Source organism: Pseudomonas sp. NPDC090233 (assembly GCF_044772285.1).
In the GTDB taxonomy this organism is placed as follows: domain Bacteria; phylum Pseudomonadota; class Gammaproteobacteria; order Pseudomonadales; family Pseudomonadaceae; genus Aquipseudomonas.
Window position 1 is genome coordinate 574,860 of sequence record NZ_JBIVYQ010000005.1, and the last position, 16,664, is coordinate 591,523.

16 protein-coding genes are annotated in these 16,664 nt (G+C 63.3%); 8 read left to right on the forward strand and 8 right to left on the reverse strand.

The window, feature by feature from the left end; genetic code table 11:
* The first annotated feature begins 16 nt into the window (after positions 1 to 16).
* The 3 genes from arsC to ACIQUF_RS17155 are packed head-to-tail and all read left to right on the forward strand — an operon-like array spanning position 17 to position 1,378.
* A complete protein-coding gene (gene arsC, locus ACIQUF_RS17145) occupies positions 17 to 370 on the forward strand; it encodes an arsenate reductase (glutaredoxin) (RefSeq protein ID WP_403133471.1) in 354 nt (117 codons plus the stop codon).
* A complete protein-coding gene (gene wrbA, locus ACIQUF_RS17150; RefSeq protein ID WP_403133472.1) occupies positions 367 to 972 on the forward strand; it encodes an NAD(P)H:quinone oxidoreductase in 606 nt (201 codons plus the stop codon). Before arsC ends, wrbA begins: the two co-directional genes overlap by 4 nt.
* Positions 965 to 1,378, forward strand: a complete 414-nt coding sequence (locus tag ACIQUF_RS17155; protein WP_403133473.1) for a DUF2069 domain-containing protein — start codon at positions 965 to 967, stop codon at positions 1,376 to 1,378. Before wrbA ends, ACIQUF_RS17155 begins: the two co-directional genes overlap by 8 nt.
* A 24-nt stretch (positions 1,379 to 1,402) precedes the next feature.
* Here the strand turns inward: ACIQUF_RS17155 and ACIQUF_RS17160 are convergent, their stop codons facing one another.
* Positions 1,403 to 2,074 carry a DNA-3-methyladenine glycosylase I gene (locus tag ACIQUF_RS17160; protein ID WP_403133476.1) on the reverse strand — a complete coding sequence of 224 codons (672 nt, stop codon included), beginning with the start codon at positions 2,072 to 2,074 and terminating at the stop codon, positions 1,403 to 1,405.
* 4 nt (positions 2,075 to 2,078) lie between these two features.
* Positions 2,079 to 2,903, reverse strand: a complete 825-nt coding sequence (gene ttcA / locus ACIQUF_RS17165) for a tRNA 2-thiocytidine(32) synthetase TtcA (RefSeq protein WP_403133480.1) — start codon at positions 2,901 to 2,903, stop codon at positions 2,079 to 2,081.
* 263 nt (positions 2,904 to 3,166) lie between these two features.
* Here ttcA and ACIQUF_RS17170 point away from each other — a divergent pair, with 263 nt between their 5' ends.
* A complete protein-coding gene (locus ACIQUF_RS17170) occupies positions 3,167 to 3,766 on the forward strand; it encodes a Yip1 family protein (RefSeq protein WP_159409192.1) in 600 nt (199 codons plus the stop codon).
* A 138-nt stretch (positions 3,767 to 3,904) separates the two neighbouring features.
* Positions 3,905 to 4,399, forward strand: coding sequence for a SprT family zinc-dependent metalloprotease (locus ACIQUF_RS17175; RefSeq protein ID WP_403133485.1), 495 nt, complete (start codon positions 3,905 to 3,907; stop codon positions 4,397 to 4,399).
* Positions 4,400 to 4,546: 147 nt separating this feature from the next.
* Here the strand turns inward: ACIQUF_RS17175 and ACIQUF_RS17180 are convergent, their stop codons facing one another.
* From ACIQUF_RS17180 to ACIQUF_RS17195, 4 genes are all read right to left on the reverse strand, one after another.
* Positions 4,547 to 5,869, reverse strand: coding sequence for a dicarboxylate/amino acid:cation symporter (locus ACIQUF_RS17180; RefSeq protein ID WP_403133488.1), 1,323 nt, complete (start codon positions 5,867 to 5,869; stop codon positions 4,547 to 4,549).
* A gap of 294 nt (positions 5,870 to 6,163) precedes the next feature.
* Positions 6,164 to 7,510 carry an ATP-binding protein gene (locus ACIQUF_RS17185; RefSeq protein WP_403133490.1) on the reverse strand — a complete coding sequence of 449 codons (1,347 nt, stop codon included), beginning with the start codon at positions 7,508 to 7,510 and terminating at the stop codon, positions 6,164 to 6,166.
* On the reverse strand, positions 7,507 to 8,184 hold the full coding sequence (locus ACIQUF_RS17190; protein WP_400804447.1) for a response regulator: 678 nt from the start codon (positions 8,182 to 8,184) through the stop codon (positions 7,507 to 7,509). The genes ACIQUF_RS17185 and ACIQUF_RS17190 overlap by 4 nt, the downstream gene beginning before the upstream one ends.
* 104 nt (positions 8,185 to 8,288) lie before the next feature.
* Positions 8,289 to 8,894: an outer membrane protein gene (locus ACIQUF_RS17195; protein WP_400804446.1), complete on the reverse strand. Its 606-nt coding sequence runs from the start codon at positions 8,892 to 8,894 to the stop codon at positions 8,289 to 8,291.
* Between the two features lie 129 nt (positions 8,895 to 9,023).
* Here ACIQUF_RS17195 and ACIQUF_RS17200 point away from each other — a divergent pair, with 129 nt between their 5' ends.
* The gene (locus tag ACIQUF_RS17200) at positions 9,024 to 9,818 is read left to right on the forward strand and encodes a dienelactone hydrolase family protein (RefSeq protein WP_403133492.1); all 795 of its coding nucleotides are present in this window, start codon (positions 9,024 to 9,026) and stop codon (positions 9,816 to 9,818) included.
* Between the two features lie 63 nt (positions 9,819 to 9,881).
* Positions 9,882 to 10,583 carry a 4'-phosphopantetheinyl transferase gene (locus tag ACIQUF_RS17205; protein WP_403133495.1) on the forward strand — a complete coding sequence of 234 codons (702 nt, stop codon included), beginning with the start codon at positions 9,882 to 9,884 and terminating at the stop codon, positions 10,581 to 10,583.
* A gap of 3 nt (positions 10,584 to 10,586) precedes the next feature.
* On the opposite strand, the gene ACIQUF_RS17210 is transcribed toward ACIQUF_RS17205, so the two are convergent.
* Both ACIQUF_RS17210 and ACIQUF_RS17215 read right to left on the reverse strand, forming a co-directional pair.
* Positions 10,587 to 12,194 (reverse strand): ATP-binding protein, encoded by a 1,608-nt coding sequence (locus tag ACIQUF_RS17210; RefSeq protein WP_403133498.1) that lies wholly within the window; start codon positions 12,192 to 12,194, stop codon positions 10,587 to 10,589.
* Positions 12,191 to 12,889 (reverse strand): response regulator, encoded by a 699-nt coding sequence (locus tag ACIQUF_RS17215; RefSeq protein ID WP_403133501.1) that lies wholly within the window; start codon positions 12,887 to 12,889, stop codon positions 12,191 to 12,193. Before ACIQUF_RS17215 ends, ACIQUF_RS17210 begins: the two co-directional genes overlap by 4 nt.
* Before the next feature lie 827 nt (positions 12,890 to 13,716).
* Between ACIQUF_RS17215 and ACIQUF_RS17220 the strand changes: the two genes are divergently transcribed.
* A complete protein-coding gene (locus tag ACIQUF_RS17220) occupies positions 13,717 to 16,596 on the forward strand; it encodes a ribonucleoside-diphosphate reductase subunit alpha (RefSeq protein WP_403133503.1) in 2,880 nt (959 codons plus the stop codon).
* The last annotated feature ends 68 nt before the right edge of the window (positions 16,597 to 16,664 follow it).

Below are 16,664 nucleotides of genomic sequence, written 5' to 3' on the forward strand. Positions count from 1 at the left end.
CTGGATGCGACCCGACATGACTGACCTGACGCTCTATCATAACCCGCGCTGCTCGAAATCCCGCGGCGCGCTGGAACTGCTCGAAGCACGCGGCCTGACGCCGACCATCGTGCGCTACCTGGAAACCCCGCCAGACGCCGCCACCCTCAAGGCCCTGCTCGGCAAGCTGGGCCTCGCCCCGCGCCAGCTGCTGCGCACCGGCGAAGACGAGTACAAGGCACTCGAGCTGGCCAACCCGTCCCTGACCGACGCGCAACTGATCGACGCCATGGCGCAAAACCCCAAGCTGATCGAACGCCCGATCCTGGTGGCCGGTGACAAGGCGGTGATCGGCCGACCACCGGAGAAGGTGCTGGAGATCCTGCCGTGACCGTCCCGTATATCCTGGTGCTGTATTACAGCCGCCACGGCTCGACCAGCGAAATGGCCCGGCACATCGCCCGCGGCATCGAGCTGGCCGGCATGGAAGCACGCCTGCGCACGGTGCCGGCGATCTCCACCGAATGCGAAGCCGTGGCCCCGGACATCCCGGCCAGCGGCGCGCTGTACGCCACCCTCGACGACCTGCGCCACTGCGCCGGCCTGGTGCTGGGCAGCCCGACCCGTTTCGGCAACATGGCCGCGCCGCTCAAGTACTTCCTCGACGGCACCAGCAGCCTGTGGCTGGGCGGTGAGCTGGTCGGCAAGCCTGCGGGCGTATTCACCTCCACCGCCAGCCTGCATGGCGGCCAGGAGACCACCCTGTTGTCGATGATGCTGCCGCTGATGCACCACGGCATGCTGGTGATGGGCCTGCCGTACAGCGAATCGGCGCTGCTCGAAACCCGCGGTGGCGGCACGCCTTATGGCGCCAGCCACCATGCCGGTGCCGACGGCAAGCGTGAGCTGGACCCGCACGAGATCACCCTGTGCCGCGCCCTTGGCCAACGCCTGGCGAGCACCGCCAAGGCCCTGGAGGCCGCGCGTGGCTAAGAAGCCTAAGGTGTTGCCCCCACTGGAATGGCTGGCACCGCGCCTGCGCCTGACGCGGGCGTTGAGCCTGGCGTTCTATTTCGGCCTGATTGCCTTGCTGGCGGTGAACAACCTGTGGTTTGCCAATCTGCACGGGGCGAGGGTCGGGGTGATCCTGGCGATCGAGCTGGTGCCGCTGCTGTTGCTGCTGCCGGGCATGTTGCTGGGCAGCGCTCGGGCGCATGCCTGGACCTGCTTCGTGGTGAATATCTATTTCATCAAGGGCGTGCTGGCGGCGTTCGACCCGGCGCGGGCGGTGTTTGGCTGGGTCGAGGTGCTGGTGAGCCTGGGGTTGTTTGTCAGTGCGCTGCTGTTCGTGCGCTGGAAGTTTCAGCATGAGCGGCGTATGGCGGGCGAAGGGCGGTAACTTCTTCGCGGGGCAACGCAGATCTCAATGGTTGACGGTATGCGCCAACATCACCGACAACTGGCACAGCGGCCGCCCGCTCTCGGCGTGCCATTGGTTGAACGCCTGCTGCACCAATGCCAGGTCGCGCTGGCTGGTCGGCTGCTTGTCGATCACTTTCTGAGCGATCAGCGCGGCGGCCATGTCGTCGGTGGGGATGAACGTGTCCTTGCCGACCATGCGCAAGAAGCGCGGCGCCGACAGCCCGCCCAGCTGGTTGCCATGCTTGGCCAGGTACTTCCACAGCCCGACGATATCGGTCACCGGCCAGTCGGCGATGAACGCGCCAAAACTGCCCTTCTCCTTGGTCACATCAAGGATCATCTGCGCATTGCGCGGCACGCTCTTGAGCTTGCCCAGGTGGCGGATGATGCGCTCGTCCTGCATCAGCCGCTCCAGATGCTCGCCGCCCATCAGCACCACCTTCTCCGGGTCGAAGCCGAAGAACACCTGCTCGAACGCCGGCCATTTGGCATCCACCAGGCTGTGCTTGAGCCCGGCGCGGAACACGCGCAGGGCCAGGGTCGACAGGTAGCGGTCATCACTGATGTCGCGCAACTGCGCCGGCGTGCGCGGCTGCGGCAGGAAGGCCTCCAGCGCCTGGGCTGAGCCGAAGCGGTTCAGGCAATATTCGTGCAGCCACTGGTAATCGCGCATGGGCTCAGATGTTCACCACGTCGAGGAAGCGCGGGGTGGCGCTTTCGTCGATCTTCAGGCTGGTGAAGTCGAACAGGTTGCGGTCGGCCAGTTGCGACGGGGCAACGTTCTGCATTGCGCGGAAGATGCTTTCGGTACGGCCGGGGTGCTTGCGCTCCCACTCCACCAGCATGTCCTTGACCACCTGGCGCTGCAGGTTTTCCTGCGAGCCACAAAGGTTGCACGGGATGATCGGGAATTCCTTCATGTCCGAGTAGGCCTGGATGTCCTTCTCGTTGCAGTAGGCCAGCGGGCGGATCACCACGTTGCGGCCGTCATCGGCGCGCAGCTTCGGCGGCATGCCCTTGAGCGCGCCGTTGAAGAACATGTTGAGGAAGAACGTCTCGACGATGTCGTCGCGGTGGTGCCCCAGGGCCATCTTGGTCGCGCCGATTTCATCGGCGAAGGTGTACAGGGTGCCACGGCGCAGGCGCGAGCACAGCGAGCAGGTGGTCTTGCCCTCGGGGACCAGCTCCTTGACCACCGAGTAGGTGTCCTTCTCGACGATGTGGTACTCGACGCCCAGTTCCTTGAGGTAGGCCGGCAGCACATGCTCGGGGAACCCCGGCTGCTTCTGGTCCATGTTCACCGCGACGATCTCGAACTTGATCGGTGCCACCTTCTGCAGGTGCAACAGAACGTCGAGCATGGTGTAGCTGTCCTTGCCGCCGGACAGGCAGACCATGACCTTGTCGCCATCCTCGATCATGTTGTAGTCGGTGATGGCTTCGCCAGCGAGGCGACGCAGGCGTTTTTGCAGTTTGTTCTGGTTGACCGAGAGGGTGCCCATAGCGCTTGGATCCGCGAGGTGTGACAAAAGGCGGCTATTTTACGCACAAACCTGACGCAGCTGTAGGGATTCCGATAAAGACTTCAAGGGAATCAGCAGCCGGGCCGACAGTGCAATTTGCTCTAAAAAGCAGGGTTTGTGCAGGGATTCGCTTCCTATACTGCGACATAAGGCCACATTACCGCTTTGCTTCGGTGCCCTGGCCTCGGGCCGCTTGCGCTCCATCTGGGGGGCGGTTGGCAACATTGAGAGGAGTGACCGGCATGATTCATCACGTTGTGGGGCTGTTTACCCATCCCGATCAGGAATGGCGGGAAATTCGTGGGGAAGAAGAAAGCATCAGCCACATGTACCTGACGCACACGCTGATCCTGGCGGCAATCCCCGCCATTTCGGCATTCATTGGCACCACCCAGGTCGGCTGGGTGATCGGAGGCCGCCCGGCGGTCATGCTGACCATGGAAAGCGCGGTATGGATGAGCATCATGTCCTACCTGGCGATGCTCGCCGGGGTGGCGGTGATGGGCGCGTTCATTCACTGGATGGCCCGCACCTACGACGCCAACCCGTCCATGGCGCAGTGCATCGCCTTTGCCACCTACACCGCCACCCCGTTGTTCCTCGGCGGGCTGGCCGCCCTGTACCCGCACCTGTGGCTGGGCATGCTGGTGGGCACCGCAGCGATTTGCTACACCGTGTACCTGCTCTATGTCGGCTTGCCGACGTTCATGAACATACCGTCCGATGAAGGCTTCCTGTTCTCCAGCTCGGTGCTGGCAGTGGGCCTGGTGGTACTGGTAGCGATCATGGCTGCAACCGTGATCATCTGGGGACTGGGCGTGGGGCCCGTCTATACCAACTAGCGTTCAAAAACACAAAACCAACACTGGGGCATCAAACCAGAGGCCGCCGCAAGGCGGCCTCTGGCTGTGTGCTGACCGGTGGCTCGGCAGCCTGCCGATGCTTGCGGCATAATGCCCGGTCAGGAGAATTAACCCGTTATGCCCGAGCTGCTCAAACAACGCGTCGAAACCTGTTACCAGCAAGCCGAAAGCTTTTTCAAACGCCCCTTCCCGCGCCCGGAAGTCAGCTTCAAGCTGCGCGGCCAAAAGGCCGGCGTCGCCCACCTTCATGAGAACCTGCTGCGCTTCAACCTGCAGCTGTACCGCGAGAATCAGGATGACTTCCTGCGCCAGACGGTAGCGCACGAGGTTGCGCATCTGGTGGCCCATCAACTGTTCGGCGACCGCATCCAGGCCCATGGCGAGGAATGGCAGCTGATCATGCGCGGGGTGTATGAGCTGCCGCCCAATCGTTGCCACAACTATGAAGTGCGCCGGCGGGTGGTGACGCGCTACATCTACCGGTGCCCGTGCCCGCAGAGTGATTTTCCGTTTACGGCGCAGCGGCACAAGCTGGTGCGTCAAGGGCGGCGGTACCTGTGTCGGCGGTGTCGGGAGATTCTGGTGTACAGCGGTGAGACTCGGGTTGAATGATCCGGCCCCATCGCGGATGAATCCGCTCCTACGGGGCATGACGGTGTAGGAGCGGATTCATCCGCGAGAGGCCGGCACTGATACAACCAAATCCCCATGCATAAGAAAGGCGACCCGAGGGTCGCCTTCTTGTTTACTGCATCACACTCAACGAGCCGGGCCTTCCGCAACACCCAAGTCGTCGGTCGGACGGGTGTCAGCCAGCGGCGCACCGCCGGAAGCCAGTTCCGAAGCCAGCTTGTCGTCGTCCATCTCCTTGACCCACTTGGCCACGACCACGGTAGCCACAGCGTTGCCGATCAGGTTGGTCAAAGCGCGGGCTTCGGACATGAAGCGGTCGATACCGAGGATCAGCGCCAGGCCGGCAACCGGCAGGTGGCCAACAGCGGACAGGGTCGCAGCCAGCACGATGAAGCCCGAACCGGTAACGCCAGCAGCACCTTTGGAGGCCACCAACAGCACCAGCAGCAGGGTGATCTGGTGGGTGATGTCCATGGTGGTGTCGGTAGCCTGGGCGATGAACACCGCAGCCATGGTCAGGTAGATCGAGGTACCGTCCAGGTTGAACGAGTAACCGGTCGGGATCACCAGGCCAACCACCGATTTCTTCGCACCCAGGCGCTCCATCTTGGCCAGCATGCGTGGCAGGGCCGATTCCGAAGACGAAGTACCCAGCACGATCAGCAGTTCTTCACGGATGTAGCGGATCAGCTTCAGCACGCTGAAGCCGTGGGCGCGGCAGATACCGCCCAGCACCACCAGCACGAACAGAATGCAGGTGATGTAGAAGCAGGCCATCAGGTAGCCCAGCTGCACCAGCGAACCCACGCCGTACTGGCCGATGGTGAAGGCCATGGCGCCGAAGGCACCGATCGGGGCCAGCTTCATGATCATGTTGATGATGTTGAACATGACATGGGCGAAGCGGTCGATCAGGTCCAGCAGTGGCTTGCCGTAGCTGCCCAGGCGGTGCAAGGCGAAGCCGAAGATCACCGAGAACATCAGCACTTGCAGGATGTCGCCGTTGGCGAACGCGCCGACCACGGTGTTGGGGATGATGTTGAGCAGGAAGCCGACGGTGGTCTGCTGCGCGCCGGCGGCGGCGTAGGCGGCCACGCTGCTGGCGTTCAGGGTGCTGACGTCGATGTGCATGCCAGCGCCCGGCTTGACCACGTTGACGACCACGAGGCCGATGATCAGGGCGATGGTGGAGACGATTTCAAAGTACAGCAGCGCATAGCCGCCGGTCTTGCCGACCGATTTCATGCTCTGCATGCCAGCGATGCCGCTGACCACGGTGCAGAAGATGATGGGCGCGATGACCATCTTGATCAGTTTGACGAAACCATCACCCAAGGGTTTGAGGGCAACGCCGGTTTCCGGATAGAAGTGGCCAAGCAGGATGCCGATGGTGATGGCAACGATCACCTGGACATACAGGGATTTGTACAGCGGCTGACGGGTCGTCATGGCTCATTTTCCTCAAGTGTGCCGGCTTCACCCTTCCCAGGGTGTCGGTGGCACCTGAATCGCTAACCCTCCTGCACCCGGAGGGATTTGTCGTTGTGTTCGAGCTGCCTGGGCAGGCCTCTGCCAACTCAGATAGCAAGGGCGATGCCAAAATGCCCATGAAGGGTGCAAAGGCTGTATTTGTGCGGGATAAATGCCCAACGACAGGGCGAATTGCCTGAGGAAAGATGGCGGGTTTCCGCCTGGTGGCGGGTTTTGTACAGGGGGGTTGGCGGAAATCCGCCCTCATCAGGTTCAGTAAAGCTGGAAGGTGATCCGGAATATCGCCCCGCCCAACGGCGAATCATCCAGGCTCAGTTCGGCGTCATAGCTGTCGACGATGTCTTTGACAACCGCCAGGCCGATCCCCTGCCCCGGGTGCTGACGGTCCAACCGCTCGCCGCGCTCGAGAATACGCTGACGTTGGTCGGCCGGCACACCCGGCCCGTCATCCTCGATACACACCGTCAGTCGCCCAGGCGCGTCAAGCAGGCTGACCCGCACCTGCCCGAGGCACAGCCGGTAGGCGTTTTCCAGCAGGTTGCCCAGCAATTCCAACAGCGCGCCCTGCTCCATCGGTACCTGCGCCTGGGCTGGCACCTCCAGCTGAACGTCGACGCGCTTGTCGCGGTAGACCTTGGCCAAAGTGCTGCACAGGCTCTCCAACACCGGGAGCAGTTGTACGCTGTGGCGCACCAGGCCGCTCTTGCGCAGGCTGGCGCGTTGCAACTGGTAGTCGATCTGTTGGCTCATACGCTCGATCTGGCTTTGCAGCACGCGCGCCTGATCACGCTCGCTGGCGCGCTGCTGCATGCTTTCTCCGACGCCCTGCAGCACCGCCAGCGGCGTTTTCAGGCTGTGCGCCAGGTCACCCAGCGAGTCGCGGTAGCGCTGGCGCTGCTCGCGCTCGCTGCGCAGCAGGCGGTTGAGCGAGCCGGTCAGGCGCAGCAGTTCACGGGGGTGCTCGTTGCTCAGGCCATCACGTGCGCCGGATTCCACTTCGTCCAGCTCGCGGCTCAATCGCCGCAAAGACCGCAGGCCCCAGGTCAGGCCCGCCCAGAGCAACGTCAACAGAGCCAGCAAAGCCGCGCCGAAACCGAGATAGAGCTTTTCGCGCAGGCCATCGAGGGTCTGCTTGTATTCACGCACCGGTTGCAGGGCAACGATACTGTAGGCGGCGCTCTGGCCGCCGAGCAGTTTGATCTCGACGTCATAGACGAAGAATTCTTCACCATCATCCTGGTGCATGCGGGCGAATTCGTTGCCCCGCCCGTCATAGCGGGGCTGATAGTTGATGTGCTGGTCGGCGGTGGCACGCGAGCGCCAGACCAGCTTGCCGTCGCGGTCGAAGATGTAGCCGAGCAGGCCGGTATACGGCAGGTTGTAGCGTTCGTCCGGCAACAGCGCGGGCATCTGCAACTGGCCGTGTTCGATGCGCGCTGCGGAAATCAGCGTGGTCACGTCCGAGGCCAGGCGCTGCTCGATCGATTCCTGCAGGGCCAGGCTGAAGGCCTTCTGCAGGGCCGGCAGCAGCGCCAGCATGAACAGCACCGCCAGCACCGCCGCCGCGAGCATCAGGCGCAGGCGCAGCGAACGGATCATCGGCAGCGCTCGGTGAACAGGTAGCCGAGGCCGCGCACCGTGTCGATGGGCTTGAAGCCGTGCTCGCCTTCGAGCTTGCGCCGCAAGCGGCCGACCAGCACTTCGATGACGTTGGGGTCACGCTCTTCGTCGCCCGGGTACAGCTGCTCCATCAGGCGTTCCTTGGCCACCACCTGCTGGTGGTGGCGCATGAGGTATTCGAGGATGCGGTACTCGTAAGCGGTCAGCGCCAGTGGCTGCTCGTCGAGGGTCGCCTGCTTGCGGTTGAGGTCAAGCAGCAGCGGGCCTGCGGCGATGGTCGACTGGGTGAAGCCACTGGAGCGGCGCAGCAGCGCATTGAGGCGCGCTTCGAGCTCCTCGAACTGGAAAGGTTTGACCAGGTAATCGTCGGCGCCAGCGGCCAGGCCTTCAACCTTGTCCTGCCAGTTGCCGCGGGCGGTAAGAATGAGAATGGGGAAGCTCTTGGCCTGGCTGCGCAGGCGGCCGATCAGCTCCAGGCCGCTCATGCCGGGCAGGCCCAGGTCGATCACGGCCAGGTCGAAGTGGAATTGTTCGGCCTGGTACAGCGCCTCTTCAGCATCGGCCACGGCTTCGACCACATGGCCGCTTTCGCCCAGGCGCGTGTGGAGGTGGTGCCTTAGCAGGGCTTCGTCCTCGACCACCAGCAGTTTCATTGGGTTCTCCTGTTTCAGTGGTGCTTGTGCCGGCCTCTTCGCGGGGCAAGCCCGAGAGCGGGCTTGCCCCGCGAAGAGGCCGGCACAGATTAACCTGCCCGACTTCAGAACTTGTAGTTCGCCGACAGGTAAGTCTGGGCACTGCTGGTCAAGCGCAGGGTGCCGTCTTTCGGCCCACCGCTCTGCCCCACCTCGGTCGCGGCATTGCTGCGCAGGTAACGGTAGCCCAACTCGACCGAGGCCTTGTCGGTAATGTCCTGGATCACACCTGCCTGCAGGCCGTAGGCATAGCCATAGTCGGTGTCGCGGCTGGCGCCTGGCGAATCCTGGGTCAGTTTGGTCATGCCCAGGCTGCCACCGCCGAACAGCTTGGTGGTGTCGCCCACCGGCAGGAACAGGTCGTAGCTGCCGAGCAGGTTTTCCTGGCGCAGTTTGAGGCCGCTGTGGTCGCCCGAGACATTGTCATAGGTCATGTAGTAGCGACCCTGGTCATTGATCTTGCCCAGGCGCACGCCCCAAGTATCGTCCTTGCCGATGATGCCGTCGGCGTTCAGGTTGTCGGTGTTGCGCTGCAGCAGGCCGGACTTGCGCACCTTGTCGCTGGTCTGGCCGTAGGTGAGGCTGGCGAAGTTGTCGTCGGCTGCCTGGGCGGTGGTCATGCCAGCGGCGCAGACGGCCATGGCGGCAAGCAGGGTGTTGAAGGTTTTCATGGCAGGTTACTCCAGTTGAATGCGCTGTTTGCGTCTGGAAGCTAGAGTAAGCAGGACGCCCTGAACCGCGGCTGAACCCTGGCTGAACCCGGGCTGAACGAACCGTTGGCAAAACAAGGAGTAGTGAACATGCGTGCCCTGCTGGCTTTGACCCTGATGTGCAGCGCCGCTTTTGCCCAGGCGGCAGTAGTGACCCGTGAAATCCCCTACCAGGACGAAGGCGGTAAACGCCTGATCGGCTACTACGCCTACGACGATGCCATAGAGGGCAAACGCCCCGGCATCGTGGTCGTGCATGAATGGTGGGGGCTGAACGACTACGCCAAGCGCCGCGCACGTGACCTCGCGGCCCTGGGCTACAGCGCACTGGCCATCGACATGTATGGTGACGGCAAGCACACCGAACACCCGCAGGATGCCCAGGCGTTCATGGCCGAAGCGATGAAAGACCCGGCGGCTGCCGCCAGGCGCTTCGATGCTGGCCTGGATCTGCTGAAACTACAGCCCTATACCGACAAGAGCAGCCTGGGTGCGGTCGGTTACTGCTTCGGCGGCAAGGTGGTACTGGATGCCGCACGGCGCGGCGCAGACAAGCTCGATGCCGTGGTGAGCTTCCATGGCGCGCTGGCCACACAGACGCCTGCCCAACCCGGCAAGGTGAAGGCCTATGTACTGGTCGAACACGGTGCGGCGGACAGCATGGTCACTGAAGAGCAAGTGACCGCATTCAGGGCTGAGATGGATGCGGCCAAGGTCAACTACCAGTTCGTCAGCATCCCAGGAGCCAAGCATGGCTTCACCAACCCGGATGCCGACCGCCTGAGCCACGCCGGCCATGGCGGCCCGGACATTGGCTATAGCAAGACAGCCGACGAGAGTACGTGGGCAGATATGCAGGCGTTCTTCAAGCAAGTGTTCAAGTAAAATCGCAAGGGCCGCCTTGCGGCCCACTCCCACATCGTCGCAGCGGCTGGCACAATAGCCGCCATGAACAGACTGCCCTCCTGTTGTGACCCGCTTCAGCACCACTGGCCCCTGCCCCGCCCGTTGCCCGGCGCGGTACTGGTCAGTTGCGCCTTCGATCCCGGCCGGCTGGCGCTCGACGACTTCCAGCGCGCCGGCATCGCCTCCAGCGCCAGCCTGCAACGCTCGGTAGCCAAGCGCCAGGCCGAGTACCTGGCTGGCCGCGTCTGCGCCCGCGCCGCACTGCAACGCCTGGACGGCCGCGACTACGTGCCCGGCACCCATGAAGACCGCTCACCGATCTGGCCTGCCGATATCCATGGTTCGATCACCCACGGCAAGGGCTGGGCCGCTGCCGTGGTTGCAACAGAAAGTAGCTGTCGCGGCCTGGGCCTGGACCAGGAAACGCTACTTGACGCGGAACGCGCCGAACGCCTGATGGGCGAAATCCTCACGCCGTCGGAACTCGACCGCCTGGATCGCAGCCAGCTGGCCCTGGCGGTCACACTCACGTTCTCGCTCAAGGAAAGCCTGTTCAAGACCCTCTACCCGCTGACCCATCAGCGCTTTTACTTCGAGCACGCCGAAGTACTGCACTGGTCGGTCGATGGCCTGGCGCGCCTGCGCCTGCTCACCGACCTGTCGGCCGAATGGCGTCACGGCGTCGAGCTGCAAGGCCAGTTCTGTGTCCAGGATGGCCACTTGCTCAGCCTGGTCAGCGTTTAGGCGCTACAGCGGCGCCTGCTCGCGTGGCCAGCTCAGGCTGAAGCAGGCACCACCCAGCGCTTCGCTGCGCCCCACCGTGGCTCGGCCCGCGTGCCAGTAGATGATCCGCCGCACGATCGACAAGCCCAGCCCATGCCCGCCCGAGGCCCGTGTGCGGCTGTCGTCCAGGCGTGTGAAGGGCGTGAAGATGCGGTCCCAGTAACCTTCGGGAATCCCCGGCCCGTCATCTTCCACATCGATACGGCAGCGCTGCTGACCCAACTGGTAGCTCAGCCGTACCTCAGCCCCAGCATGACGCAAGGCATTACCGACCAGGTTCTGCAAGGCGCGGTGCAGGTAGCGAGGCTCGGCTTCGACCCAGGCGTCTTCGCCGTCCTGCAGCTGACAGGCGCCGCGCACCAGCCGAACCTGGGCGTTGAGCGGTGCCAGCTCCTCGATCACCCGGTCGAGCAAGGCATCCAGGTCGACGCGCTGGAATTTTAACGCTGGCGCGCCCTGTTCGAGGCGGGCGTAGGTCAACATCTCGTCGACCAGCTTGTCCAGGTCCTGGATGTCCCCGTCCATGCCGGCCAGGTGCTTGGCCCGGGCGTGGTCGGTCGTCGCACTTTCGATCATTTCCAGGCCAAAACGCAGACGCGCCACCGGCGTACGCAGCTCGTGGGAAACCGCCCGCACCAACTCGCGCTGCATGTTCAACGAGCGCTGCAGGTGTTCGGCCATGCCATTGAATGCCGCCGCCAACCGCCCCACCGAGTCGGCATCACCGGCGGGGACGCGGGTTTCCAGGCTGCCCTGGGCGATGCGCGTGGCAGCGACCTCCAACCCTGACACTCGCCGCTCCAACTGGCGCACCAGCAGGTACACCACCAGGCCGATCAGGCACAGACCGAGAAAGGCGATCAACACCAGCAACTGCGGCGGATACGGGTTGAGCTGGTACAGCGGGCCGATCTCCAGCACCCAGGGTGAGCCCGGCACGCCAGCGAACACGCGTATCGAGTCGCCATCTTTGCCCAGCGCCATGACCGTATCGCCCTCCTCTACCCGCCTGCGCTGGTCATCGTCCAGACCAACCCGTTCCAGGCGCTGCAAGGCAACGCCGAAACCGAAACCCTTGCTCTGTTTCAAGTCCGCCAGGCGCTGCTGCTGCTCGGTCACGGGATAGCGCACCAGTTCATCGGTCAACAAATACAGGGTGGCGCGCGCCAGCTGCTCGCTGACCTGCTTGACCTCAGCCACCAGCAGCAGGTCCTCCTGGCCGACCTTGCGCAACACCTGCGCGGCATGCGGCCCGGTCTTCTCCACCACCACCAGGGCGCGATACAAACGCGCGCGCTGGCCGCCGTCGAGGGTGCGCGCCGACATCGGTTGCAAGTCCAGCGGCACGCCGAGCAGGCGCTCCCACATCAGTAACGAGCGCTTGCGTTCGGTTTCATTCTGTTGCGCCAGGTTGTCGGCCATCAGGCTGAAGGTGCCCTGGGCCAGGCGCTCGCGGTGCTGGGCGGCGCGGACTTCGTTGACCAGGTGCAGGCTGAGCACACCGAGCAGGGCCACCAGCACCAGTACGGCGAGCATGCCGCCGTAGATACGCAGGAAGATCGAGTTGTTCATGGCGCATCGCCGACGAACAGATAGCCCTTGCTACGCAGGGTCTTGATCAGCCGGGGGTGGATCGGGTCGTCACCGATCTTGGGGCGGATCTTGGATATCCGCACGTCGATGGAGCGATCCTGGCCGTCGTAGCCGACCCCACGCAGCGCGGTGAAGATCTGCTCGCGCGAAAGCACCCGCCCAGCGTTGCTGGCCAGCAGCCAGAGCAAGTCGAACTCGGCGCCGGTCAGGTCGATCAGTTGCTCGCCGAGCCTGGCTTCGCGCAATCGGTTGTCGATGCTCAGCGTGCCGAAGGCCAGCGCCTGGCGCTTGCCTTGCACCGGTTCGCTGCGCCGCAACAGGGCCTGGATGCGCGCCAGCAGCAGGCGCGGGCGCACGGGCTTGCACACGTAATCGTCGGCGCCCAGGTCCAGGCCCTGGACCTGGTCAAGCTCATCGCTGCGGGCGGTGAGCATGAGGATGGCACCGGCATATTGGCCGCGCACACGGCGGCAGATGCTCAGGCCGTCTTCGCCGGGCAGCATCAGGTCGAGGATCACCAGGTCCGGCTGGCTGTCGACGATGCGCCGGGCGGCGCGGGCGCCATCGCCCTCCACGGCGACCTCGAAGCCATTGGCCTGCAGGTATTCGGCAGTCAGCTCGGCGAGACGCTGGTCGTCTTCGACGATGAGGACGCGGGGGGTCGGTTGATCCATGGCCTTTGCCTTTTGTTGTTCTCGGGTGTAGGGCGATCGATTATCTGCGCCCTTGAGATCGAGCGCCGCCCGCGCGGCGCATCGCGGATGAATCCGCTCCTACATTTGTTGCAACGTACCATGGCCTGACAGGCCATAGTTGCCAGCCCTGTTGGCACGACGCACTATTTCGGCTGGCGCTACCGCCGCCCCACAAGGCTTAAGCCATGCGCCAAGGCGAACAACCATGGCCTCACAGGCATAGGCACGTTGCAACAAATGTAGGAGCGGCTTTAGCCGCGATGCGCCGCGCGGGCGGCGCTCGATCTCAAGAACACCGACAGCTCAGTGACATGCGCCTGATAGCCGCGGAAATTTTGTGCAAACCTCTTGGTACAAGGCCTACAGCGATTACCCACTATTCACTCACAAAGTACGCACAAGTTATCCACAGGCGTTCGTCTTGCAAAGACCCCTGTACCGCATTATCTTGTATCCCCAGCGCAGCGAACCACTAGATGTTGGGTTTATCCCGAAAACGCCAACACCACTGTGAGCAGAAATTCAAGCGATTTTTCTGGCAGAACTTTACGTGGTTTCATCAGCCAAACCGCTCCAGCGGAAGCAGTGAGAGCAACAGCTTTGGTCCAGCACCAACAGCATTTGACTTCGGCCAGGGAGCGGCAAGCTATTGCCCCTTATTCCTGAGTCTGTCCCGAAGTCGGTACGCCCGAGCGGGCGGATGCGCACGCATACCGCATCCCCGCCCGGGCCATCGAGCAAGTGGACGGAACGGTGGGCGCCCAAAAGGCGCCTGAACAATATAGAAACTGTGGAGACACCCACCCATGCAAACCGACACAACTCGCGAGAACCCGCAGGCCCAGGCGCCGCAGGCCGCCGATTCCAACCAGGATCTGGCTGCTACCGCCCCGGGTCAACTGCGCGTGATCAAGCGCAACGGCACTGTCGTCCCCTACACCGACGACAAGATCACCGTGGCCATCACCAAGGCGTTCCTCGCAGTTGAAGGCGGCACCGCCGCTGCCTCGTCGCGCATCCACGACACCGTCGCGCGCCTGACCGAGCAGGTCACCGCCACGTTCAAGCGTCGCATGCCATCGGGTGGCACCATCCACATCGAAGAAATCCAGGACCAGGTCGAACTGGCCCTGATGCGTGCCGGCGAGCAGAAAGTCGCCCGTGACTACGTGATCTACCGCGACCAGCGCGCGAAAGAGCGCGCTACCCGCGCCAACACCGACACCGTGGTCGAGCCGCACCCAAGCATCCGCATCACCCTGGCCGACGGCAGCCTGGCGCCGCTCGACATGGCGCGCCTGAACACCATCATCAGCGAAGCCTGCGAAGGCCTGGCCGAAGTCGATGGCGACCTGATCCAGCGTGAAACCCTGAAGAACCTGTACGACGGCGTGGCCATCAAGGACGTCAACACCGCCCTGGTGATGACCGCCCGTACCCTGGTCGAGCGCGAGCCTAACTACTCGTTCGTCACCGCCCGCCTGCTGATGGACACCCTGCGCGCCGAAGGCCTGGGCTTCCTCGAAGTGGCCGACAGCGCCACCCACCACGAGATGGCCGAGCTGTACGCCAAGGCCCTGCCGGCCTACGTCGCCAAGGGTGTCGAGTTTGAACTGCTGAACCCTGCCCTGGCCGACTTCGACCTGGAAAAACTGGGCAAGGCGATCAACCACGAGCGCGACCAGCAATTCACCTACCTGGGCCTGCAGACCCTGTACGACCGCTACTTCATCCACAAGGATGGCGTGCGTTTCGAGCTGCCGCAGGTGTTCTTCATGCGTGTGGCCATGGGCCTGGCGCTGGAAGAGAAAGACAAAGAAGCCCGCGCGATCGAGTTCTACAACCTGTTGTCGTCCTTCGACTACATGGCGTCGACCCCGACCCTGTTCAACGCCGGCACCCTGCGCCCGCAGCTGTCGAGCTGCTACCTGACCACCGTGCCGGACGACCTGTCGGGCATCTACCACGCGATCCACGACAACGCCATGCTGTCGAAATTCGCCGGTGGCCTGGGCAACGACTGGACCCCTGTGCGTGCACTGGGCTCCTACATCAAGGGTACCAACGGTAAATCCCAGGGCGTCGTGCCTTTCCTGAAAGTGGTCAACGACACTGCCGTTGCCGTGAACCAGGGTGGCAAGCGCAAAGGCGCTGTGTGTGCCTACCTGGAAACCTGGCACCTGGACATTGAAGAATTCATCGAGCTGCGCAAGAACACCGGCGATGACCGCCGTCGTACCCACGACATGAACACCGCCAACTGGATCCCTGACCTGTTCATGAAGCGCGTCTTCGATGACGGAAAGTGGACCCTGTTCTCGCCGTCGGAAGTGCCAGACCTGCACGACCTGACCGGCAAGGCCTTCGAAGAGCGCTACGAGTACTACGAAGCCCTGACCGAGTACAACAAGATCAAGGTGTTCAAGACCATCCAGGCCAAAGACCTGTGGCGCAAGATGCTGTCGATGTTGTTCGAGACCGGCCACCCGTGGCTGACCTTCAAGGACCCGTGCAACCTGCGTTCGCCGCAGCAGCACGTGGGCGTGGTCCACAGCTCGAACCTGTGCACCGAGATCACCCTGAACACCAACAAGGACGAGATCGCGGTCTGCAACCTTGGCTCGATCAACCTGCCGAACCACATCGTCGATGGCAAGCTGGACACCGCCAAGCTGCAACGCACCGTGAACACCGCCGTGCGCATGCTCGACAACGTGATCGACATCAACTACTACTCGGTGCCGCAAGCGCGTAACTCGAACTTCAAGCACCGCCCGGTCGGCCTCGGCATCATGGGCTTCCAGGACGCGCTGTACCTGCAGCACATCCCGTACGGCTCCGACGCTGCCGTCGAGTTCGCCGACAAGTCGATGGAAGCGGTCAGCTACTTCGCCATCCAGGCCTCGTGTGACCTGGCCGACGAGCGCGGCGCCTACGAGACCTTCCAGGGTTCGCTGTGGTCCAAAGGCATCCTGCCGCTGGATTCGCAACAGATCCTGATCGAAGCCCGTGGCCAGAAGTACATCGACGTCGACCTGAACGAGTCGCTGGACTGGGCGCCGGTCCGTGCCCGCGTGCAGAAAGGTATTCGTAACTCGAACATCATGGCCATCGCGCCGACCGCGACCATCGCCAACATCACCGGCGTGTCGCAGTCCATCGAGCCGACCTATCAGAACCTGTACGTGAAATCGAACCTGTCGGGCGAGTTCACCGTGATCAACCCGTACCTGGTGCGCGACCTGAAGGCCCGCGGCCTGTGGGACTCGGTCATGATCAACGACCTGAAGTACTACGACGGTTCGGTACAGCAGATCGAGCGTATCCCGCAAGAGCTGAAAGACCTGTACGCCACCGCGTTCGAAGTCGAGACCAAGTGGATCGTCGATGCCGCCTCGCGTCGCCAGAAGTGGATCGACCAGGCTCAGTCGCTGAACCTGTACATCGCCGGCGCTTCGGGCAAGAAGCTCGACGTGACCTACCGCATGGCCTGGTACCGTGGACTGAAAACCACTTACTACCTCCGTGCCCTGGCCGCGACCAGCACCGAGAAGTCGACCATCAACACCGGCAAGCTCAACGCCGTTTCCAGCGGCGGCGACAGCGCCCCGGTCCAGGCAGCGGGCCCAGCCCCAGTGCCGAAGGCCTGCGCGATCGACGAGCCTGACTGCGAAGCCTGCCAGTAAGGCCTGATGCCGCAAAAGGGGTGCCCTCGGGTGCCCCTTTGCGGCATTTTTGTATCCGCGCCCTGAGA

Excerpts from the sequence above, each read along its gene's own strand:
- arsC (WP_403133471.1), top strand. The coding sequence starts at position 17 with ATGACTGACCTGACGCTCTATCATAACCCGCGCTGCTCGAAATCCCGC.
- ACIQUF_RS17160 (WP_403133476.1), bottom strand. The coding sequence starts at position 2,074 with ATGCGCGATTACCAGTGGCTGCACGAATATTGCCTGAACCGCTTCGGC.
- ttcA (WP_403133480.1), bottom strand. The coding sequence starts at position 2,903 with ATGGGCACCCTCTCGGTCAACCAGAACAAACTGCAAAAACGCCTGCGT.
- ACIQUF_RS17170 (WP_159409192.1), top strand. The coding sequence starts at position 3,167 with ATGATTCATCACGTTGTGGGGCTGTTTACCCATCCCGATCAGGAATGG.
- ACIQUF_RS17175 (WP_403133485.1), top strand. The coding sequence starts at position 3,905 with ATGCCCGAGCTGCTCAAACAACGCGTCGAAACCTGTTACCAGCAAGCC.
- ACIQUF_RS17180 (WP_403133488.1), bottom strand. The coding sequence starts at position 5,869 with ATGACGACCCGTCAGCCGCTGTACAAATCCCTGTATGTCCAGGTGATC.
- ACIQUF_RS17185 (WP_403133490.1), bottom strand. The coding sequence starts at position 7,510 with ATGATCCGTTCGCTGCGCCTGCGCCTGATGCTCGCGGCGGCGGTGCTG.
- ACIQUF_RS17190 (WP_400804447.1), bottom strand. The coding sequence starts at position 8,184 with ATGAAACTGCTGGTGGTCGAGGACGAAGCCCTGCTAAGGCACCACCTC.
- ACIQUF_RS17195 (WP_400804446.1), bottom strand. The coding sequence starts at position 8,894 with ATGAAAACCTTCAACACCCTGCTTGCCGCCATGGCCGTCTGCGCCGCT.
- ACIQUF_RS17200 (WP_403133492.1), top strand. The coding sequence starts at position 9,024 with ATGCGTGCCCTGCTGGCTTTGACCCTGATGTGCAGCGCCGCTTTTGCC.
- ACIQUF_RS17205 (WP_403133495.1), top strand. The coding sequence starts at position 9,882 with ATGAACAGACTGCCCTCCTGTTGTGACCCGCTTCAGCACCACTGGCCC.
- ACIQUF_RS17210 (WP_403133498.1), bottom strand. The coding sequence starts at position 12,194 with ATGAACAACTCGATCTTCCTGCGTATCTACGGCGGCATGCTCGCCGTA.
- ACIQUF_RS17215 (WP_403133501.1), bottom strand. The coding sequence starts at position 12,889 with ATGGATCAACCGACCCCCCGCGTCCTCATCGTCGAAGACGACCAGCGT.
- ACIQUF_RS17220 (WP_403133503.1), top strand. The coding sequence starts at position 13,717 with ATGCAAACCGACACAACTCGCGAGAACCCGCAGGCCCAGGCGCCGCAG.